General features: G+C 72.5%; 21 protein-coding genes. 9 read left to right on the top strand and 12 right to left on the bottom strand.

The window, feature by feature from the left end:
* The first annotated feature begins 85 nt into the window (after window positions 1–85).
* Window positions 86–1,354, top strand: a complete 1,269-nt coding sequence (locus tag ACI3EY_RS11910) for a DNA recombination protein RmuC (RefSeq protein ID WP_405040524.1) — start codon at window positions 86–88, stop codon at window positions 1,352–1,354.
* On the opposite strand, the gene ACI3EY_RS11905 is transcribed toward ACI3EY_RS11910, so the two are convergent.
* From ACI3EY_RS11905 to ACI3EY_RS11885, 5 genes are all read right to left on the bottom strand, one after another.
* Window positions 1,345–2,112: an amino acid ABC transporter ATP-binding protein gene (locus ACI3EY_RS11905; protein WP_405038414.1), complete on the bottom strand. Its 768-nt coding sequence runs from the start codon at window positions 2,110–2,112 to the stop codon at window positions 1,345–1,347. The genes ACI3EY_RS11910 and ACI3EY_RS11905 overlap by 10 nt on opposite strands.
* The gene (locus ACI3EY_RS11900) at window positions 2,112–2,810 is read right to left on the bottom strand and encodes an amino acid ABC transporter permease (RefSeq protein ID WP_405038415.1); all 699 of its coding nucleotides are present in this window, start codon (window positions 2,808–2,810) and stop codon (window positions 2,112–2,114) included. Before ACI3EY_RS11900 ends, ACI3EY_RS11905 begins: the two co-directional genes overlap by 1 nt.
* A gap of 10 nt (window positions 2,811–2,820) precedes the next feature.
* Complete coding sequence (locus tag ACI3EY_RS11895; protein WP_405038416.1) at window positions 2,821–3,639, bottom strand: transporter substrate-binding domain-containing protein; 819 nt, start codon at window positions 3,637–3,639, stop codon at window positions 2,821–2,823.
* Window positions 3,640–3,929: 290 nt separating this feature from the next.
* Entirely contained in the window at window positions 3,930–4,970 is a 1,041-nt protein-coding gene (locus ACI3EY_RS11890) for a 4-hydroxy-3-methylbut-2-enyl diphosphate reductase (RefSeq protein ID WP_405038434.1), read from the bottom strand.
* A gap of 41 nt (window positions 4,971–5,011) precedes the next feature.
* Window positions 5,012–5,815, bottom strand: coding sequence for an alpha/beta fold hydrolase (locus tag ACI3EY_RS11885; protein ID WP_405038417.1), 804 nt, complete (start codon window positions 5,813–5,815; stop codon window positions 5,012–5,014).
* Window positions 5,816–5,862: 47 nt separating this feature from the next.
* On the opposite strand from ACI3EY_RS11885, the gene xseA reads away from it, so the two are divergent.
* Window positions 5,863–7,098 carry an exodeoxyribonuclease VII large subunit gene (gene xseA / locus ACI3EY_RS11880; RefSeq protein WP_405038418.1) on the top strand — a complete coding sequence of 412 codons (1,236 nt, stop codon included), beginning with the start codon at window positions 5,863–5,865 and terminating at the stop codon, window positions 7,096–7,098.
* On the opposite strand, the gene ACI3EY_RS11875 is transcribed toward xseA, so the two are convergent.
* Together ACI3EY_RS11875 and ACI3EY_RS11870 are read right to left on the bottom strand one after the other, a co-directional pair.
* Window positions 7,088–7,345 carry a hypothetical protein gene (locus ACI3EY_RS11875; RefSeq protein ID WP_405038419.1) on the bottom strand — a complete coding sequence of 86 codons (258 nt, stop codon included), beginning with the start codon at window positions 7,343–7,345 and terminating at the stop codon, window positions 7,088–7,090. The two genes, xseA and ACI3EY_RS11875, sit on opposite strands and share 11 nt — an antisense overlap.
* Window positions 7,342–8,367 carry a DNA polymerase III subunit beta family protein gene (locus ACI3EY_RS11870; protein WP_405038420.1) on the bottom strand — a complete coding sequence of 342 codons (1,026 nt, stop codon included), beginning with the start codon at window positions 8,365–8,367 and terminating at the stop codon, window positions 7,342–7,344. Before ACI3EY_RS11870 ends, ACI3EY_RS11875 begins: the two co-directional genes overlap by 4 nt.
* A gap of 105 nt (window positions 8,368–8,472) precedes the next feature.
* Between ACI3EY_RS11870 and ACI3EY_RS11865 the strand changes: the two genes are divergently transcribed.
* The gene (locus ACI3EY_RS11865) at window positions 8,473–8,823 is read left to right on the top strand and encodes an exodeoxyribonuclease VII small subunit (protein ID WP_405038421.1); all 351 of its coding nucleotides are present in this window, start codon (window positions 8,473–8,475) and stop codon (window positions 8,821–8,823) included.
* A gap of 37 nt (window positions 8,824–8,860) precedes the next feature.
* Here the strand turns inward: ACI3EY_RS11865 and ACI3EY_RS11860 are convergent, their stop codons facing one another.
* Window positions 8,861–9,466: a DUF4245 domain-containing protein gene (locus ACI3EY_RS11860; protein ID WP_405040523.1), complete on the bottom strand. Its 606-nt coding sequence runs from the start codon at window positions 9,464–9,466 to the stop codon at window positions 8,861–8,863.
* An 89-nt stretch (window positions 9,467–9,555) separates the two neighbouring features.
* Between ACI3EY_RS11860 and glpX the strand changes: the two genes are divergently transcribed.
* Genes glpX through ACI3EY_RS11840 form a run of 4 tightly spaced genes read left to right on the top strand, consistent with a single transcriptional unit; the run spans window position 9,556 to window position 13,055 of the window.
* Window positions 9,556–10,578, top strand: coding sequence for a class II fructose-bisphosphatase (gene glpX, locus ACI3EY_RS11855; protein ID WP_405038423.1), 1,023 nt, complete (start codon window positions 9,556–9,558; stop codon window positions 10,576–10,578).
* Window positions 10,578–11,501 (top strand): carbohydrate kinase family protein, encoded by a 924-nt coding sequence (locus tag ACI3EY_RS11850; RefSeq protein ID WP_405038424.1) that lies wholly within the window; start codon window positions 10,578–10,580, stop codon window positions 11,499–11,501. The genes glpX and ACI3EY_RS11850 overlap by 1 nt, the downstream gene beginning before the upstream one ends.
* Before the next feature lie 24 nt (window positions 11,502–11,525).
* Entirely contained in the window at window positions 11,526–12,035 is a 510-nt protein-coding gene (locus ACI3EY_RS11845; protein WP_405038425.1) for a beta-class carbonic anhydrase, read from the top strand.
* A 24-nt stretch (window positions 12,036–12,059) separates the two neighbouring features.
* On the top strand, window positions 12,060–13,055 hold the full coding sequence (locus ACI3EY_RS11840; protein WP_405038426.1) for a MauE/DoxX family redox-associated membrane protein: 996 nt from the start codon (window positions 12,060–12,062) through the stop codon (window positions 13,053–13,055).
* A 27-nt stretch (window positions 13,056–13,082) separates the two neighbouring features.
* On the opposite strand, the gene glmM is transcribed toward ACI3EY_RS11840, so the two are convergent.
* The gene (gene glmM / locus ACI3EY_RS11835) at window positions 13,083–14,429 is read right to left on the bottom strand and encodes a phosphoglucosamine mutase (protein WP_405040522.1); all 1,347 of its coding nucleotides are present in this window, start codon (window positions 14,427–14,429) and stop codon (window positions 13,083–13,085) included.
* Between the two features lie 260 nt (window positions 14,430–14,689).
* Here glmM and ACI3EY_RS11830 point away from each other — a divergent pair, with 260 nt between their 5' ends.
* Complete coding sequence (locus ACI3EY_RS11830) at window positions 14,690–15,937, top strand: S8 family peptidase (protein WP_405038428.1); 1,248 nt, start codon at window positions 14,690–14,692, stop codon at window positions 15,935–15,937.
* A 92-nt stretch (window positions 15,938–16,029) separates the two neighbouring features.
* Here ACI3EY_RS11830 and rpsI read toward each other — a convergent pair whose 3' ends face one another.
* Together rpsI and rplM are read right to left on the bottom strand one after the other, a co-directional pair.
* Window positions 16,030–16,536, bottom strand: a complete 507-nt coding sequence (rpsI, locus tag ACI3EY_RS11825) for a 30S ribosomal protein S9 (RefSeq protein WP_405038429.1) — start codon at window positions 16,534–16,536, stop codon at window positions 16,030–16,032.
* 16 nt (window positions 16,537–16,552) lie between these two features.
* Window positions 16,553–16,996 (bottom strand): 50S ribosomal protein L13, encoded by a 444-nt coding sequence (rplM, locus tag ACI3EY_RS11820; RefSeq protein ID WP_405038430.1) that lies wholly within the window; start codon window positions 16,994–16,996, stop codon window positions 16,553–16,555.
* 201 nt (window positions 16,997–17,197) lie between these two features.
* On the opposite strand from rplM, the gene ACI3EY_RS11815 reads away from it, so the two are divergent.
* On the top strand, window positions 17,198–17,872 hold the full coding sequence (locus tag ACI3EY_RS11815; RefSeq protein WP_405040521.1) for a helix-turn-helix domain-containing protein: 675 nt from the start codon (window positions 17,198–17,200) through the stop codon (window positions 17,870–17,872).
* Here ACI3EY_RS11815 and ACI3EY_RS11810 read toward each other — a convergent pair.
* Window positions 17,754–18,845 (bottom strand): NADH:flavin oxidoreductase/NADH oxidase, encoded by a 1,092-nt coding sequence (locus ACI3EY_RS11810; RefSeq protein ID WP_405040520.1) that lies wholly within the window; start codon window positions 18,843–18,845, stop codon window positions 17,754–17,756. The two genes, ACI3EY_RS11815 and ACI3EY_RS11810, sit on opposite strands and share 119 nt — an antisense overlap.
* Window positions 18,846–18,951: the final 106 nt, after the last annotated feature.

Below are 18,951 nucleotides of genomic sequence, written 5' to 3'. Positions count from 1 at the left end.
CGTCGGAGAACGTACGTCAGCGGGGGACGGCTGTCAATGCCTGTCTCCTTGGCCGGTTGTCGGTGCTGCCTGCAAGGGTGTGCGCATGACCACGGACCTGGCGCTCACCGACCTCGCCCCGCTGCTGGTGACCCTGCTGCTCGGGCTGGCCCTCGGTGTCCTGCTGACCCGCGTCCTGGGCGACGCTCGGCTGGCGCGGGCCGCCACCGAGGCGGCCCTCGTCCGGGCCGAGCGGGACCGGGCGCTCGCCGAGGTCGCCCGCCTGGAGCAGGACGAGCAGTCTGGGCTGGACGCCCGGGAGGCCGACTCCCGGACCGCCGCCGAGCTGGGCCCGCTGCGGGCGTCACTGGACCGGGTGGAGTCCCAGGTCCGCGCGCTGGAGCGGGACCGGGTGGAGCAGTTCGGGCAGGTCGGAGAGCACCTGGCCCAGGTGGTGGTGCAGACCCGCACGTTGCAGCAGCAGACGGCCAGCCTGGCCGGTGCGCTCTCCTCCTCCGGCACCCGGGGCACCTGGGGGGAGCTGCAGCTGCGCCGGGTGATGGAGCACGCCGGCATGCTGGCGCACTGCGACTTCGACGAGCAGGTCGGGGCCATCAGCCGGCACGACGCCCGGGTCCGACCGGACGCGGTGGTCCGGCTGCCCGGTGGCCGGGCGATCGTGGTGGACAGCAAGGCGCCGATGAGCTCCTTCCTGCGGGCCCAGGGCACGGACGTCCCGGACCAGGAGAGCGAGCGGCTGCTCCGCGAGCACGCAGCCGCGCTCCGCGGCCACGTGGAGACGCTGGCCGCCAAGGAGTACTGGAGCGCCTTCCGCAGCTCCCCCGAGCTGGTCATCTGCTTCGTCCCCAGTGACGCGGTGCTGGCCGCCGCACTGAGGGCGGCACCGGAGCTCTATGACCACGCGCAGTCGCGCAAGGTGGTGCTCGCCTCCCCCGCCACCCTGCTGGCGGTGCTGCGGGCGACCGCGCTCGCCTGGCAGCAGGACGCGCTTGCCGAGAACGCCCGTGAACTGCTCACCCTCGGCACCGAGCTGCACCGACGTCTGGGCACCGTGGGCAAGCACATGCACGGCATGGGCACGTCCCTGCGCCGGTCCGTGGAGACCTACAACCAGCTCGTCGGGACGCTGGAGTCACGGGTGATGGTCACGTCCCGTCGGATGCACGAGCTCGGCCTGGCCGAGTCCGAGCACCCCGCCCTCAGCCCGGTGGAGGTGGCACCCCGCCCCACCGGGCAGGGGTGGCTGTCCGTCGAGCTGGACGAGGCCACCCCCACCCGGGACGAGCTGCCCGAGGCGGCGCCGGACCAGGAAGGAGACGCGGTGAGGGGGCGTCCCCGCGGCCGCTACGCCTGACCGATCTCCTGCAGGAACGCCCGACCGCGGGCGCTGCTGGGCTGCAGCAGCACCTTCTCGGGCGGGCCCTGCTCGGCGATCCCGCCGTCGGCCAGCAGCACCACCCGGTCGGCGGCGTCCCGGGCGAAGCGCATCTCGTGCGTCACCACGACCATGGTCATCCCCTCGGACGCCAGGTCCTTCATCACCTTGAGCACCTCACCCACCAGCTCCGGGTCCAGCGCCGAGGTGGGCTCGTCGAAGAGCATCAGCGCCGGGTCCATCGCGAGGGCCCGGGCGATCGCCACCCGCTGCTGCTGCCCGCCGGACAGGTTGTCCGGGTAGGCGCCCGCCTTGTGGTCCAGGCCCACCCGCTCCAGCAGGGTATGCGCCCGGTCCCGGGCCTCCGCCGCGCTGCGGCCGAGGACCTCCCGCTGCGCGACGCAGATGTTCTCCCGCACGGTCATGTGCGGGAACAGGTTGAACGACTGGAAGACCATCCCGATGCGCGACCGGATCCCGTTCAGGTGCTTCTCGTCGTAGCTGAGCCGCTGCCCACCGACGTCGATGCTTCCGCCGGTGATGCGCTCCAGGCCGTTGATGCAGCGCAGCAGGGTGGACTTGCCGGCACCGGAAGGCCCGATCAGGCAGACCACCTCTCCCCGTGCCACGTCCAGGTCGATCCCGTCCAGCACCGTGGTGGACCCGAAGGCCTTGACGATGCCGCGCAGGCGGACGACGGGCTCACCGGTCGTCGCCGTGCTGTCCTCGCTCGTCATCAGAACGCTCCTTCGCTCTTCAGCTTGGCCTTCGCCTGCACCTCGGGGCGGCGGTGCTTGCTCAGCCGCGCCTCCAGCCGGTTCACCAGCAGGGTCAGCACCAGCACGATGGCCAGGTAGTAGATCGCCACCACCACGTAGGAGGTGAGCGGCTGGTAGGTGGACGCCGCCATGTTCTGCGAGGTGCGGAACAGCTCCGTCATGCCGATGAAGGCGACCAACGAGGAGTCCTTCACCGCGATGATGTACTGGTTGCCCAGCACCGGCAGCGTGATCCGCAGCGCCAGCGGCGCCTGCACCCGTTTGAGGGTCTTCAGCCGCGACATCCCGAGTGACCGCGCCGCCTCGGTGGCTCCCTTCGGCACCGCCTGGAAGCCGGAGCGAATGATCTCCGCGATGTAGGCCGAGTTGTGGAACGCGAGGGCCAGCGCCCCGGCCCAGAAGGCCGGCAGGGTCACCACGTAGGCCAGGCCGAAGTAGATGATGAAGATCTGGGTGATGAGCGGGGTCCCGCGCACCAGCCCGATGTAGGCGGTCGCCAACCACCGCAGCGGTCGTATCGGGCTCATCGCCAGCCAGGCGACGAACGCCCCCGCCACCATCGCCAGCACCAGGGACACCGCCGTCAGGCTGAGGGTGACCCAGGTGGCCTCCAGGAACAGCGGCGCATACTCCCCGAAGAGGGAGAGGAAGTCCACGACTTCGGCCTCAGTCGCCGGACGAGCCGGCGACGTCGCCCGAGATGTCCTGGCCGAAGTACCGCTCGCTGATCTCCGCGTAGGTGCCGTCCTCGATGATCGCCTGCAGCGCCTCGTCGAGGTCCTCCACCAACGCGGTGTTGTCCTTCTTCACGGCGAAGGCGGGCTCCTCGGTGTAGAGCGGGTCGCCGCACTCGACGACCTCGAGGCCGGCCTCCTCGATCTGGTGCAGGCCCACCAGCCGGTCGGTCATCACCGCGTCCAGCCGGCCGGTGCCCAGGTCACGCAGGGCCACCACGTCGGAGTCGAAGGTGCGCACGTCACCGACCCAGTCGCCGCCCTCCTCCTCGAGGTAGGTCTGGTACGTGGTGCCGGTGGCGACCCCGATGGTGGGGCTGTCCAGCTCGGTGATGTCGGTGCACTCGGTGCCCTCGGGGACGAACGCCTGGGCGCCGGAGCTGTAGTAGCCGGCGGTGAAGTCGACCGCCTCCGCACGCTCCTCGGTCGGCGTCATCGAGGCGATGAGCACGTCGTAGCGGTTGGCCTGGACGCCGCCGATGAGGGAGGCGAAGGCGGCCGTCTCCGACTGCATCTCCAGACCCATCTCCTCGGCGACCGCGACACCGATGTCGTAGTCGAAGCCGGTGAGCTCGTTGCCCTCGAAGTAGCTGAACGGCTGGAACTCACCGCTCATCGCCACGACCAGCGTGCCGTCCTCGACCAGCTGGGGCTCTCCCCCGGCCTCGGACCCACCGTCGTCACCACAGGCGGACAGGGCGAGCGCGGCGGCGGCCGCGACTCCGATCAGGCTCGTGCGCGATGCGGACATGGATGGGCTCCTCGTCTCAGCGGGAGCGGCCGGACTGCTCGCTCCCTCGGCTGCGCCGACCGCGGTCCTCCCCCGGACCCGGCCTCGGCATACCCACCATAGGCACCCTCTGAAGGAGGTCGAACCTCCCAGGGTCGCGACTTGCCCCATCCCACCACGGCTGCTACGCGCACGCGCGATGGACCGCCGCCCGGACACCTCGACCAGGCACCGGACGGGCGCCCGGACCGTGATGGAACCGTGACCTTCACCGCGACCCGTGGAGGGTATGCCGCGGCGAAGGTCACCGTTCAGCGCAGCGAGTCCTCGCGTCCGCTCGGGATCGAGCCGGGGTCGTGCTGGACCTTGGTGGCCTCCTGGCCGGCGGCCTTGAGGTCCCGGCGGATCTCGGTGGGCAGCGAGAAGAGCAGGGTCTCCTCGGCGGCGGTCACCGCGCTGACGTCCTGGTAGCCGCGCTCGGCCAGCCAGTCGAGCACGTCCCGGACGAGGATCTCCGGGACGCTGGCCCCGCTGGTGACACCCACCGTGGTGACACCCTCCAGCCAGCCCTCCTCGAGCTCGTCGGCGTAGTCGACGAGGTGCCCGTCCCGGGAGCCGTACTCCAGGGCGACCTCGACGAGGCGCTTGGAGTTCGAGGAGTTCTGCGAGCCGACGACGATCATCAGGTCGCAGTCGGAGGCCATCTGCTTCACCGCCACCTGCCGGTTCTGGGTGGCGTAGCAGATGTCGTCGCTCGGCGGGTCCTGCAGCAGCGGGAACTTCTCCCGCAGACGGCGCACGGTCTCCATCGTCTCGTCCACGCTGAGCGTGGTCTGCGAGAGCCAGACGACCTTCTCCGGGTCACGGACCTCGACGTGGTCCACGTCGGCGGGGCTCTCCACCAGGGTGATGTGCTCCGGCGCCTCGCCGGCGGTGCCCTCGACCTCTTCGTGGCCCTCGTGCCCGACGAGGAGGATGTCGTAGTCCTGGTCGGCGAAGCGGACCGCCTCGCGGTGCACCTTGGTCACCAGCGGGCAGGTCGCGTCGATGGTCTGCAGGGACAGGGCCTTGGCCTCGGCGTGCACGGCAGGGCTCACCCCGTGCGCGGAGAAGATGACCCTGGCACCCTCGGGCACCTCACCGGTCTGGTCCACGAAGATGGCGCCCCGTCGCTCGAGGGTGCGCACCACGTGCTTGTTGTGCACGATCTCCTTGCGCACGTAGACCGGAGGGCCGTACAGCTCGAGGGCCTTCTCCACGGTCACGACGGCGCGGTCCACGCCGGCGCAGTAGCCCCGGGGGGCGGCCAGCAGCACCCGCCTGCCCCGGGACGTCTCGTCCCCGGACGGCACGTCCTGGATGTCGGTCGGTCGGGTCGAGGGTGTCGCGGAAGTCACCCCTCCAGTGTAGGTGCCACGGCTGGACCGGACCTGTGCCCGTCCAGCACCTCGCGCACGACCCTCGCCACCTGCTCCGGGTGGGTCAGCGGCAGCAGGTGGCTCGCCCGCGGCACGAGGACCACCCGGGGGTCCTGGCAGGCCCGGGCGAAGCGCCGCACGTGCACCCGCATCTGGTCCAGCTGGCCGTTCACCAGCACCACCGGGGCCTCCACCCCGGTGAGCAGCTCGGGCCGCGCCCGGCGCATCACCAGGGCCCAGGCGGCCGGGAGCGCGGCGTAGCCCGCCCCGTCCGGCAGCGGTGGCGCCCCGGGGCCGCGCTCTGCGCCCAGCGCCCGCAGCAGCCTGTTGACGACGCGCGCCATCCTGTCCGGTCCGACCACCGGCAGCAGCCGGGCGAAACCCCGGTAGAGGCCCGTCAGCGGCCCCGCGGGCACGGCGCTGGCCCCCACCAGCACCAGCGCCGCGAGGTCGCGCGGGTGCTCTGCCGCCCACATCATCGCCAGGTAGCCGCCCAGGCTGTGCCCGACGAGCACCGGGGCGGTGGCCGTGCCGGCGCGGGCGACCGCGTCGTCGATGGTCCGCAGGGCCGCCTCCTCGGTGAACTCCTCACCGGCACGGTCCCCGTGACCGGGCAGGTCCACGCTGAGCACGTCCACCCCCGGCAGCAGGGCCGGGTAGCGGTCCCACTGCGCCCTGCTCATCCGGGTGCCGTGGACGAGCACCACGGTGGGGCGGACCTCGGCGCCCTCCGGGCTCTCCGGCTGCCGGTCCGGGACTGCTCCCCGCGCGTTCTGCATCGGCCCAGTGTGCCGGGAGCGGTGCGGTGGCGGCATACCCTGGTCGGGTGCCGACGCCGCAGCTGCCCCCCACCGCCCGGGACACCACCGCGGCCTCACCGTGGCCGGTCCGCACGCTCACGATGAAGATCAGCGACTACGTGGACAAGATGTCGCCGCTGTGGGTCGAGGGACAGATCGTCCAGCTCAACCGTCGCCCGGGGATGTCCACGGCGTTCCTCACCCTGCGCGACACCGACGTCGACATGTCGCTGTCGGTGGCCATCCCGACGGGCGCGCTCGACGCGATGCCGGCCCCGCCGGAGCCCGGCGCCCGGGTGGTCGTGCACGCCAAGCCGAGCTTCTGGGCGAAGCGGGGCACCCTGCAGCTCGAGGCACGGCAGATGCGGCACGTCGGCGTCGGAGAGCTGCTCGCCCGGCTCGAGCACCTCAAGCAGCTGCTCCGCAGCGAGGGTCTCTTCGACCAGGCCCGCAAACGGCCGCTGCCCTTCCTGCCCCGTCGGATCGGGCTGGTGACGGGCCGCGCGACCGCCGCCGAACGGGACGTCCTGGCCGGTGTCCACCGTCGCTGGCCGGCGGCCCGGGTGGAGGTCCGTCAGGTCGCCGTCCAGGGCACCGACACGGTGCCTGCGGTCTGCGCCGCGCTGCGCGAGCTCGACGCCCTGGACGAGGTCGACGTCATCATCCTGGCCCGTGGCGGGGGCTCCTTCGAGGACCTGCTGCCCTTCTCCAACGAGGCGCTCGTCCGGGCGGTGTCGCAGGCCGGGACGCCGGTGGTCTCGGCGATCGGCCACGAGAGCGACTCCCCGTTGGTCGACTTCGTCGCCGACCTGCGGGCCTCTACCCCCACCCACGCCGCCGCCTCGGTGGTCCCCGACGTCGCCGACGAGCAGCGGGGGCTGCTCACCGTCCGCGCCCGTGCCCGGCGCGCGCTCACCGCCCGGATCGGCCGCGAGCGCGACCGGGTGCGCGACGTGATGGGCCGTCCGGTGATGGCAGACCGGGCCGCCATCGTGGCCCAGCACCGTCGGGAGCTGGCCGCGACGCGCACGCGCGGGCAGGCGCTGCTCAGCTCCCGCCTGGACCGCGAGCGCGACCGCAGCGAGCAGCTGGCCCGGCACCTGCGCGCGGTGTCCCCCCAGCACATCCTCGAGCGGGGGTATGCCGTCGTACGCCACGGCGACGGCCGGATCGTCCGCGACCGCGAGGAGGTCGCGGCGGACGAGCTGCTGCGGGTGAGCGTGGCCCACGGCGACTTCGCGGTGCGGCCGGTCACCCGCTAGCTCGTCGGCAGGCCGGACAGTCGCAGAGCCGCAGCTGGTGCGTGGTCCCGGCGTTCCAGAGGCTCCCCGGTGGGTGAAGCGGCTCGCGGGCCCCACCGGGCATCGTGAAGGTGGCCACCAGCACCGGTTCCGGGTCGAGGTCTCCCGGCCCGCGGCAGCACCGGCACCCGCTGTAGCCGCGGTCACCACCCTGGTGCGAGGTGGCCCGGTGCCGGCAGGTCCGGCACAGGTGCATCAGCACGCTCACGGGCGCTCCGGCGCCAGCGGCATCACCAGGGCGAGCCGGGAGCCGCTCTCGTCCTGCAGCAGCCAGGGGCCCAGGTCGGACGGCAGCCTCAACTGCCCCCCGGGGCCCACCTGCTCCACCGCCTCCCGCAGGTAGGTCCGGTCGACCCGCCGCTCCCCCAGGGCGAACGGAGCGGGCCGCCCCTGCCGGCTCTCGGCGTGGCCGTCCTCTACATCGTCCCTGTCGTCCCCGTCGAGCCCGTCGTCGAGCGCCTGCGCCAGCTCGCCGAGGTCACCCATCACCTGTCCCCCGGGCACCGTCTCCAGCACGACTCGGTAGTCGGGGTAGTCGGCCTCGGGGACGAGCGGGACCTGGAGCGGGGGCCCTGCCTCGGGACGCACCCGCAGCTGCCCCGGAGCCACCACGAGCTCCACCTGCCCCTCCTCCGGGAGCTGCGCCAGCAGGTCGTCCACCCCGTCCGCCCCGAGCACCACCGAAACCGGCCACGGCGCCGTCGCCCGGAGCCGGGTCGAGGCCAGCGCCAGCCGGTACCGGTCCGTGGCCACCACCCGCAGCTCGTCCCCCAGGCACTCCAGCAGCACCCCGCCCAGCTCCGGGAAGCGGGAGTCGGTGGAGACGGCATACCGGACGGCGCGCAGAGACGACCCGAGGCCGGCGGCGTCCACCGGCACCGCGCCCACCACGTCCCCGGCCAGAGCCGTCACCCGCGCCAGCTGGGTGCGGGCCTGCTCGAGCCCCCGCTCCAGGCGCCGGACGTGGGCGCCCAGCAGGTCCCGCACGGTTTCGGTGTCCGCGCCGGCCTCGAGCACCGCCGCCATCTCGGCCAGCGGCATCTGCACCCGACGCATCCCGGCGAGCATCCGGGCACGAGGCACCTGGTCCTCCTGGTAGCGCCGGTAGCCGGTGACCGGGTCGACCCGGGCGGGCGGCAGCAACCCGTGCCGGTCGTAGAAGCGCAGCGCGCTCACGCCCAGGCCGCTGCGCCTGGACATCTCGCCGATGGGCAGGAGGTGGGGGTCCATGAGCCCAGGCTCCGCCCTCGACCTGGGTGAGGGTCAAACGTCCAGCACGTCCAGCACGTCGAGCGCTCCGTCGCTGCTGCAGTCCCGGCCGCGTACGGTGGGACCGTGACTTCACCCGCAGCCGACGACACGACCCCGCCCGCCCCGGTGGACGAACTGAGCTACGAGCAGGCCCGCGACGAGCTGGTCGCGCTGGTGGCGCGTATCGAGTCGGGTCAGGTGCCCCTGGAGGAGTCGATGGCCCTCTGGGAACGCGGCGAGGAGCTGGCGGCCCACTGCCAGGGCAAGCTCGACGCCGCTCAGGAGACCCTGGACCGCGCCACCCGGCGTGGCGAGGACGCCGGAGAGCCGGCCGAGGGCGACTCCGCGGCCACCCCGGAGCAGGACCCCGCGACCGGCGAGGGTGAGCAGGTCACGGCCACCGAGGCCACACCCGCTGCCGAGCCCGAGCGCTGAGCACCCTCCCGAGCACCGGGTCCTGAGGACCCGGTCATCATTCCTGGGCCCGGACCGCCCTCAGCAGCTCCTCCGCCTCGGCCTGCCCGGCCGTGCCGTGCACCACCACGGTCGCCCCACCGGTGACCTCCGGCCCCAGCACCCAGGCGTTCTCCGCGTTGCCGGAGTCGGCCTCCCAGGCCTGCCAGGCCTGCTCCCCCACCGGCCCCGGCAGCACCTGCTCGCCGACGGGCTCGGCGCCGGAGAGCACCGAGTCCTCCCAGTCCGGGGAGGCGTCCGAGGCCTGGTGGATCGCAAGGTACTCCCCCTCCGGTGTCACGTAGGACACGTGCCAGGTCGGCAGCTGCTCGAGCGGCTCGAACCAGGCCACGGTCGGGGTCCATCCCTCGCCGACCTCCGGCACCCAGACCGGCCACGCGGCCTGCTCCGCGGCGTAGGACGCGGTGGTCGTCACCTCGACCCTGCGGGGTTGCGGCTCGGTCGGGTTGTAGGTCAGCGACCACCACACCAGCACCAGGGCCAGCACGATGAGCGTGGAGTAGACCATGTTGCGGATCGTGTAGGAGGCGAGGCGCTGGCGACGTCGGTCCGGGGCGGGGGACGTCGGGGCGCCCGAGGAGGGGGCCTGCGATGCGCTGCTCACCCCCCTATGGTCGCATCCGACCAGGGTGGCCCCCGGACCCGGCGCACCCGATAGTCTGACGACGCGCACCGCCGACGAAGGAGTCGCTCATGGCCGACCGTTCACCCAAGACCACCGACCAGGTGCTCCCCGACCGCAACCTCGCGCTGGAGCTGGTGCGCGTCACGGAGGCCGCCGCGCTCGCCGCCGGACGCTGGGTGGGCCGCGGGGACAAGCTGCTCGCCGACAACGCCGCGGTGGAGGCGATGCGCAAGGTCATCTCCCAGGTCGCGATGGACGGCGTGGTCGTCATCGGTGAGGGCGAGAAGGACGAGGCGCCGATGCTCTTCAACGGCGAGCACGTCGGCGACGGGTCCGGTCCCGCGGTGGACGTCGCGGTGGACCCGATCGACGGGACCACCCCGACCGCCAAGGGGATGGACAACTCGATCGCCGTGATGGCGGTGTCCGAGCGCGGGACGATGTACGACCCGTCCGCCGTCTTCTACATGGACAAGCTCGTGGTCGGGGCCGACGTGGCCGACCGCGTCGACATCCGCCTGCCGGTGCACGAGAACCTGCGCCGGATCGCGCGGGCCAAGAAGCGTTATGTCGAGGACCTCACCGTCATCATGCTCGACCGCCCCCGGCACGACCGCTACACCGAAGAGGTACGGGAGGCCGGGGCGCGGCTGCGCTTCATCACCGACGGTGACGTCGCGGCCGCGATCGCCGCCGCCCGGGAGGACTCGTCGGTGGACATGCTCATCGGCATCGGCGGCACCCCCGAGGGCATCATCACCGCCTGCGCCATGAAGGCCATGGGCGGCGTGATCCAGGGCCGGCTGTGGCCCAAGGACGACGACGAGCGCCAGAAGGCGATCGACGCCGGTCACGACCTGGACCGCGTGCTGTCCACGGACGACCTGGTGACCGGCGACAACTGCTTCTTCGTGGCGACCGGGATCACCACCGGTGAGCTGCTGGGCGGCGTCCGTTACGGCTCCGGCACTGCGGTCACCCACTCGCTGGTGATGCGCTCGCGCTCCGGCACCATCCGCGAGATCACCTCCCACCACCGCCTGGACAAGGTGGCCGCGATCGCCGACGCGCTCTCCCCGGAGTCCCGCTGATGGCCGGTGTGCTCACCGTGGGTGAGGCACTCATCGACATCGTCGTGCCGCACGGGGACGGCGAGCGCAGCGAGCACGTGGGCGGCTCCCCCGCCAACGTCGCGATCGGGTTGTCCGCGCTCGGGCACCCGACCCGGCTGGCGGCATACCTGGGCGACGACGAGCACGGGCACCGGGTCCGCGAGCACCTGGAGCGCCACGGGGTCGAGCTCACGGACGGGTCGATGGAGGCACCGCGCACCTCGACCGCCACCGCCCACCTGGACGCGGACGCGGTCGCCACCTACGACTTCGACCTGTCCTGGCGGCTCGGACCGCAGCAGCTGGACGGGATCGGCCACGTCCACACCGGCTCGATCGCGGCGACCCTCGAGCCCGGTGGGTCCGCGGTGGCCCGGCTCATGGCCGACGCCCGGCAGCACGCCACCGTGTCCTACGACCCCAACGCCCGGCCCTCGATCATGGGCTCGCCCACCGACGCCCGGCAGCGGATCGAGGAGTGCATCGGCCGCAGCGACGTGGTCAAGGCCAGCCTGGAGGACGTCGAGTGGCTCTACGGGGACGCCGACGTCGTCGAGGTCGCGCACCTATGGGGGCAGCTGAGCCCGCACCTGGTGGTCATCACCCGGGGTGGCGAGGGGGCGGTCGTCCACCTGTCCCGGGACGACACCACCATCGAGCTGCCGTCGTTGACCGTGGACGTGGTGGACACCGTCGGGGCGGGCGACTCCTTCATGTCCGGCCTGCTCAGCGGCCTGCTGGACGCCGACCTCCTGGGCTCCCCGGACGCCCGCACCCGCCTGGCCAGGGCGGACCTGGAGGACATCGCCCCCGCCCTGGAGCGGGCCGTCGCCTGCGCCGGCTGGACGGTCGCCCGGGCCGGGGCGGCGGCACCGACGCGGGAGGACCTGGAGATCGGCTGAGCCCGGCCCACTAGGCTGAGCGCCATGTCCGGATCATCCGCCTTCGAGGACCTCCTGCAGGCCAACGAGGAGTATGCCCTCGCCCACGCCGACGCGCTCAGCGGCTACGACGGCATCGCCCGCGCCGGGGTCGCCATCGTCACCTGCATGGACTCCCGGATCGAGCCGTTGCAGCTGCTCGGCCTGACCCACGGCGACGCCAAGATCTTCCGCAACCCGGGCGGCCGGATCACCGACGCGGCCCTGGAGGCCCTGGTGCTGGGGGTGCACCTGCTCGGTGTGCGGCGGATCCTGGTGGTCCCGCACACCCGGTGCGCGATGACCCGGTTCACCGAGGACGAGCTGCGCGAGCAGGTCAGCGAGCTCTCCGGCCAGGACGCCTGGTGGCAGAGCTTCGGAGTGGTAACCGACCAGGAGGCGGCCCTGGTGGGCGACGTCCGCCGGGTCACCACGCACCCCCTGATCCAGGGTCGGGCCCAGGTGGGCGGCTTCCGCTACGACGTGGACACCGGTCGGCTCAGCCAGCTGGTCTGACCGGCCCCCGGGGGTTCCGCACCGATGCCCACCGCCCTGTCGCTGGCGCCGCTGACGCTCGCCGCCGTGCTGGTGCTCTCCGGGCTGGCCAAGCTGCCCGACCCGGGAGCGACGACGAGCATGGTCGCGGCGCTGCGCCTGCCGGCGCTGCTGCGCCGGCGGTGGGTGGCCCTGTCCCTGCCGGCGCTCGAGCTGGTCGTCGCCGTGCTGCTGCTCACCCCGTGGCCCTGGACGTATGCCCTCGGCGCGTCCGGCGCGCTCGCCCTGTGCGTCGCGTTCCTGGTGGTCGTCGTCCGGGCGATGGGCTTCCACCCACGTCCCACCTGCAGCTGCTTCGGCCGGGTCGGTGACCACCGGATCACCGGCCGCACGGTGCTGCGCAACGCGCTGCTGGTGGCGTTGTCGCTCGTCGCGCTGCTGATCGCCCTGGACGGCAGCAGCGCCGGGGCGCTGGTGGCGGGTTCCTCGACGCAGGACCGTCTCTGGTTGGGCATGACCCTGGCGGTGGCGGCCACCGCCGTGCTCGTCCTGGGCCGGGGGGCACCAGAGGACGCGTCCGACCCGCCGACGGAGCCGGCGGGGACGGCGGGGACGGGCCGGTCAGGTCCTGGTGCGGGGCGCAGCCCGGCAACCGGGGTGGTCGTCGACGAGGACCTGCGTCCCAGCAGCCTCATCGCCCTGACCCGGGCCGGTCCCCAGCTGCTGGTGCTGGTCAACTGCTGGTGCGGCCCCACCTTCGCCGTGCTCGAAGAGCTGCCCCGCTGGCGGGAGCGGCTGCCGCAGCTGGGGGTGCCGCTGGTGCACACGCTCGCCCCCTGGGGCGAGCCCCGCCTGCAGGGGGTCGACGGCGTGCTCTGGGACCCTGGCTCCCAGCTCTGGACAGCCCTCGACGCCGGGGCCGGCCCGTCCGCGGTGCTGGTGGACCGGGGCGGCGTGCTGCTCCGCGGTCCGGTCACCGGTATCCCGGCGATCGAGGAGCTGGTCGACCATCTGGCCGCGGACCCCCGGTGGGGGTCGTGACCGGGCCCTGACCCGCGCCTCGTGCGCTCAGAGGGCGAGCCGCTCCCGGACCACCTGGGCGAGGCTGTCGGCATACCCCTGGGCGCGCTCCTGGGAGTCCGCCTCGACCATCACCCGCGCCACCGCCTCGGTGCCGGACTTGCGCAGCAGCACCCTCCCCTGATCGCCCAGCTCCTGCTCGACCTGCCCGACCGCGGCCAGGACACCCTCGTCGCTGTCGACACGGTCCTTGTCCACCCCTCGGACGTTGACCAGGACCTGCGGCAGCCGGGTCATCACCCCCGCCAGCTCGTGCAGCGCCCGGCCCGAGGAGACGACCCGCTGCGCGAGCGCCAGCGCGGTGAGCACGCCGTCGCCGGTGGTGCCGTGCTCCAGCATGATGACGTGGCCGGACTGCTCACCCCCGAGGGAGTAGCCCCGGGACCGCATGGCCTCCAGCACGTACCGGTCTCCCACCGCGGTCTGCACCACGTGCACGCCCTCGCGCTCCATCGCCTGCAGCAGACCGAGGTTGCTCATCACGGTGGCCACCAGGGTGTCGTCCTGCAGCTCGCCGCGCTCGTGCATGGCCACGGCCAGGATGGCCATGATCTGGTCGCCGTCGACCTGCCCGCCCCGCGCGTCCACCGCCAGGCAGCGGTCCGCGTCGCCGTCGAAGGCGACACCCATGTCGGCACCGCGCAGCCGGACGGCCTCCTGCAGCTTGTCCAGGTGGGTGGACCCGGCGTCGTCGTTGATGTTGAGCCCGTTGGGGTCACCGCCGATGACGTCGACGGTGGCCCCGGCTCGTCGGAAGACCTCCGGCCCGACCTCGGACGCCGCGCCGTGCGCCGCGTCGATGACGATGCGCAGCCCGTCGAGCCGTCCGGGGGCTGCCTGCAGCAGGTGCTCCATGTAGAACTCCGCGCCGCGCCCGAACGGCAGGATCCGACCCACCCCGGCACCGGTGGGGCGGTCCCAGTCGGAGCCGACCCGCCCGGAGATCCGGTCCTCGATCTCGTCAGCGAGCTTGTGACCGCCGCTGGCGAAGAACTTCAGGCCGTTGTCCGGCATCGCGTTGTGGGACGCAGAAAGCATGGCGCCCATCTCCGCGTTCATCCGCTTGGTCAGGTAGGCGATCGCCGGGGTGGGCAGCACCCCCGCGTCCAGGACATCCACCCCGGCCGAGGCCAGCCCGGCCATCACCGCCGCCGAGAGGAACTCACCAGAGGCCCGGGGGTCCCGGCCGACCACGGCACTGGCACGGGCGCCGCCGAAGACGCTCTGCCCGCCGAGCTCGTGCGCCACCGCGACGGAGAGGTCGAGCGCGAGCTCAGCGGTGATGTCCTTGTTGGCCAGACCGCGTACGCCGTCGGTGCCGAAGAGTCGTCCCATCGTCGTCCTTCACTGGTGCAGGTTGCGGGTGAGTGCTGACACGGCAGTATGCCGCACCCAGGTGCCGGGACCGGTCCCGGCCGTCCTCGGCCGGGTCGCCCACCGCAAAGTCTCGGTCTGGAGTTGGTCAAGACACGGTCAACCTTCGGTCACCGTTCGGTCTGGACCTGCTCCTCGGGGCTGCCGGGACGGCCGATCTGTGTGCAGGGTGGAGCCGCGGCAGCGCTTACAGCCGCATCATTTCCCTGAAGGAGAAGACCATGCAGCACATCCGACGCAGGACCCTCGCCTCGCTCGCCGGACTCGCCGTGGCCGCCGGGGTCTGTGCCCCGGCCGCGTCCGCGGCCCAGCTCTCCCCCTCCGCGGACGACAGCATGGCGCCACTGCTCGAGGCCACCTCCGGCGAGGCGGTCGAGGGGTCCTACATCGTCATGCTGGAGGTGTCCCGCACGACCACCGGCGAGTCCACCGGCAGCCGGGCCCAGGCCGCCGTGACCGCGGCCACCGAGAGCAAGGTCGACCAGGCCCGCTCCGCCGGCATCGCGGTGGAGCGCACGTACGGCACGCTGGGCGGGTATGCCGCCTCGCTGACCGACGCGCAGGTGGCCGAGCTACGTCAGGACCCGGACGTGGCCTGGATCGAGCAGGACGCGACCGTCTCCCTCTCGCAGACCCAGAACGGCGCCACCTGGGGCCTGGACCGGATCGACCAGCGCAGCCGTCCGTTGGACGGCAGCTACACCTACACCTCCACCGGGCAGGGGGTGGACAGCTACATCATCGACACCGGCATCCGCACCAGCCACGTGGAGTTCACCGGACGTACCGCGAGCGGCTTCAACGCGATCAACGACGGTCGCGGGTCCTCGGACTGCAACGGCCACGGCACGCACGTCGCCGGCACGGTCGGCGGCAGCGTCCTCGGGGTGGCCAAGGGCACGACGCTGGTGCCGGTGCGCGTGCTCGGGTGCGACGGCGGCGGCACCAACGCCGGCGTCATCGCCGGGATGGACTGGGTCACGGCCACCGCCTCCGGGCCCTCGGTCGCCAACATGAGCCTCGGCGGCGGCACCAGCACCAGCATCGACGCCGCGGTCTCGCGGATGACCGGGTCCGGCGTGACCCTGGTGGTGGCCGCGGGCAACGAGAGCCAGAACGCGTGCAACGTCTCCCCCGCCCGGGCCGGCAGCGCGATCACCGTCGGGTCCACGACCAGCAGCGACAGCCGTTCGAGCTTCTCCAACTTCGGCAGCTGCGTGGACGTCTTCGCCCCCGGAAGCTCGATCACCTCTGCCTGGCACACGGCTGACAACGCCGCGAACACGATCTCCGGCACCTCGATGGCGAGCCCGCACGTCGCCGGGGCGGCGGCCCTCTACCTGGAGGACAACCCGTCCGCGAGCCCGTCGCAGGTGACCTCCGCGATCCTCGGCAACGCCACCACCGGCCGACTCTCCGGGATCGGCACCGGCTCACCGAACCGGCTGCTGTACACCCCCGGCCTCTGAGGCCGCGCAGACGGACCGACGGCCCGGTGGGATCTCTCCCACCGGGCCGTCGGTGTTCCTGTCGTCGCCGCCCACAGGGGCGGCAGGCAGGGTCAGCGCTTGCTGTACTGCGGCGCCTTGCGGGCCTTCTTGAGGCCGGCCTTCTTGCGCTCGGGGACGCGGGCGTCCCGGGTCAGCAGCCCGGCACGCTTCAGCGCGGGGCGGTTGAGCTCGGAGTCGATGCCGTTCAGCGAACGGGCGACGCCGAGGCGGACCGCGCCGGCCTGGCCGGAGGGGCCACCGCCGTGCACGCGGACCAGCACGTCGTACGCGCCGTCCAGCTCGAGCAGGGTCAGCGCCTCGTTGGCGATCTGCTGGTGCACCTTGTTGGGGAAGTACTCCTCCAGGGTGCGGCCGTTGATCTTCCAGGTGCCGGTGCCCGGGACGATCCGCACGCGGGCGACGGCCTGCTTGCGGCGACCGGTGGCGGCACCGGGAGCGGTGGCGCGGGGGCGCGAGGCGCCCTCGGCCGGAGCCGCGGACGACTCGCTGGTGTACTCGGAGACGGCGTTCTCGTCGAAGCCGTCGCTGTCCGGGGTGTCGGTGTCGTTGACAGTCATGTGTGCCTCGGCTTCCTTACTGGGCGACCTGGGAGATGGTGTACGGGACCGGCTGCTGAGCAGCGTGCGGGTGCTCGGCGCCGGCGTAGACCTTGAGCTTCGACATGACCTGTCGACCCAGGGCGTTCTTCGGGATCATGCCGCGCACGGCCTTCTCGACCGCACGAGCCGGGTTCTTGTCGAGCAGCTGGGCATAGCTGTCGGCCCGCAGCCCACCGGGGTAGCCGGAGTGGCGGTAGTCCTTCTTCTGCTCCAGCTTGGCGCCGGTCAGGGCGACCTTGTCGGCGTTGACGATGATGACGAAGTCACCGGTGTCGACGTGCGGGGCGAAGATCGTCTTGTGCTTGCCACGCAGCAGGATGGCGGTCTGGGACGCGAGGCGCCCCAGCACCACGTCGGTGGCATCGATGACGTGCCAGGCGCGGGTGATGTCTCCGGCCTTCGGGGTGTAGGTGCGCATTCGCCTACCTTCATGTGGGGGGTATTCGGACAACCTCTTCAGTCTACCGAGGCGTCGACGTCTCCTCCAAACTGGTGAAACCGCAGGTCAGGGGCCATGTGCAGGCACTGTAGAGCGTCCGGCACAGAAAGTATGCACAACTATTGTGCATGGCTGCCGGGCCGCGTACGCTGCCAGCACACCGACAGAGAGGTGACCCGTATGCCCCGTGTCGCGACCGCGTCCGCGCTCCGCGTCCTCGCCCACCCGCTGCGCAGCCGCCTGCTGGCCGCCCTCAGGGTGCACGGGCAGGCGACCGCCACCGAGCTGGCCGAGGCGTTGGCCACCCACACGGGTGCGACCTCCTACCACCTGCGCAAGCTCGAGGAGGTGGGCCTGGTCGTGGACGCCGGTACCGGCGCCGGCCGACGGCGCGTCTGGCAGGCGGTGGACGAGGCCCGTCCCGGGGCCTTCGACGACGAGCCGATGGACGAGGACGACGCCGAGGCCGCCGACTGGCTGGCACGAGACTACCTGTCGCACTTCGGCGACCGGGCCCAGGCCTGGCTCTCCGACCGGCATACCTGGGCGCCGGCATGGCAGGAGCAGTGCGGACTGGAGGACCACACGGTGCAGGTCACCACCGAGCAGCTGACCGCCTTGCGGGCGGAGCTGCTGGAGGTGCTGGACCGCTACCGGCGGGTGGGTCAGGGGAACCCGAAGGCCAAGCGCGTGGTCGTCTACACCTGCGCGCTGCCCGTCGACGAGGGTGCGGGGACTAGTCGAGCAGCGGGGCAGCTCGTGCGTACGGCCCCACCCAGGGCAGCGGATGGCCGAGGGTCTCCGCGGCCCGGTGCCACCAGTGCGGATCGGCGAGCAGCGCCCGGGCCATCATGACCACGTCGGCCTGCCCTTCGGCCAGCACCTGCTCGGCCTGGTCCGGACGGGTGATCATGCCCACCGCGCTCACCGGCACCTCGACGGCCCGTCGCACCTGCTCCGCGAAACCGGTCTGGTAGCCGGGCCCGATCGGGATCTCGGGGCGCGGGACGTTGCCGCCGCTCGACACGTCGATCAGGTCCACACCCCGCTCGACGGCCCACCGGCTCACCTGCACCGTGCGTTCCAGGTCGTCCGCCACCTGCCCCGACCCCCAGTCGGTGGCCGACAGGCGCAGCAGCACGGGCATCCGGTCAGGCACGGACGCCCGCACGGCGTCCACGACCTCGAGCAGCAACCGGGCCCGGCCGGCCAGGTCTCCCCCGTACTCATCGCTGCGCCGGTTCACCAAGGGGCTCAGGAACTGGGCCAACAGGTACCCGTGCGCGGCGTGGATCTCCACCGCGTCAAACCCTGCGGTGACGGCGCGGCGGGCGGCAGCCCCGAAGGCGGCCACCGTGCTCGAGAGCTCGGCCAGGTCCAGCTCCCGCGGATCGGCGTAGCTCCCGAACGGTGCGGTACCCGGGCCCACCGACTGCCAGCCACCCTCCGCGACGGGGACGGACCCGGATCTCTCGTGGAACGGGGCGTAGGTGGACGCCTTGCGACCGGCGTGGCCCAGCTGCACCCCGATGAGCGAGCCGGTCCGGTGCACCAGGGAGACCACCCTCTCCCAGGCGCCCACCTGCTGGTCCTGCCAGATGCCGGCGTCCCAGGGGGAGATCCTGCCCACCTCGGTTACCGCAGCCGCCTCCGTCAAGATGAGCGGCGCCCCGCCGATGGCGAACGAGGTGAGGTGGGCCAGGTGCCAGTCCGTGACGAAACCGGGCTCCCCGGGACGACACGAGTACTGGCACATCGGCGCCACCCATGCCCTGCCAGGAACCTCCAGGCCGCGCACGGTCAGGGGTGTGAAGAGACGGGGAGCCATGGGGCCAGTGTGTCAGGGGGTGGGTGTGGACGTGAAGAAGGGGCTCACCCCCTTTTTGTGGGGGGTGAGCCCCTTGCTTCGTGTTTCTAATGGTGGTCCGGCGGTG

This window comes from Serinicoccus shuyuelongi, from assembly GCF_045032955.1.
Classification (GTDB): Bacteria; Actinomycetota; Actinomycetes; order Actinomycetales; family Dermatophilaceae; genus Ornithinicoccus.
This window is presented reverse-complemented; position numbering and strand designations above follow the sequence as displayed.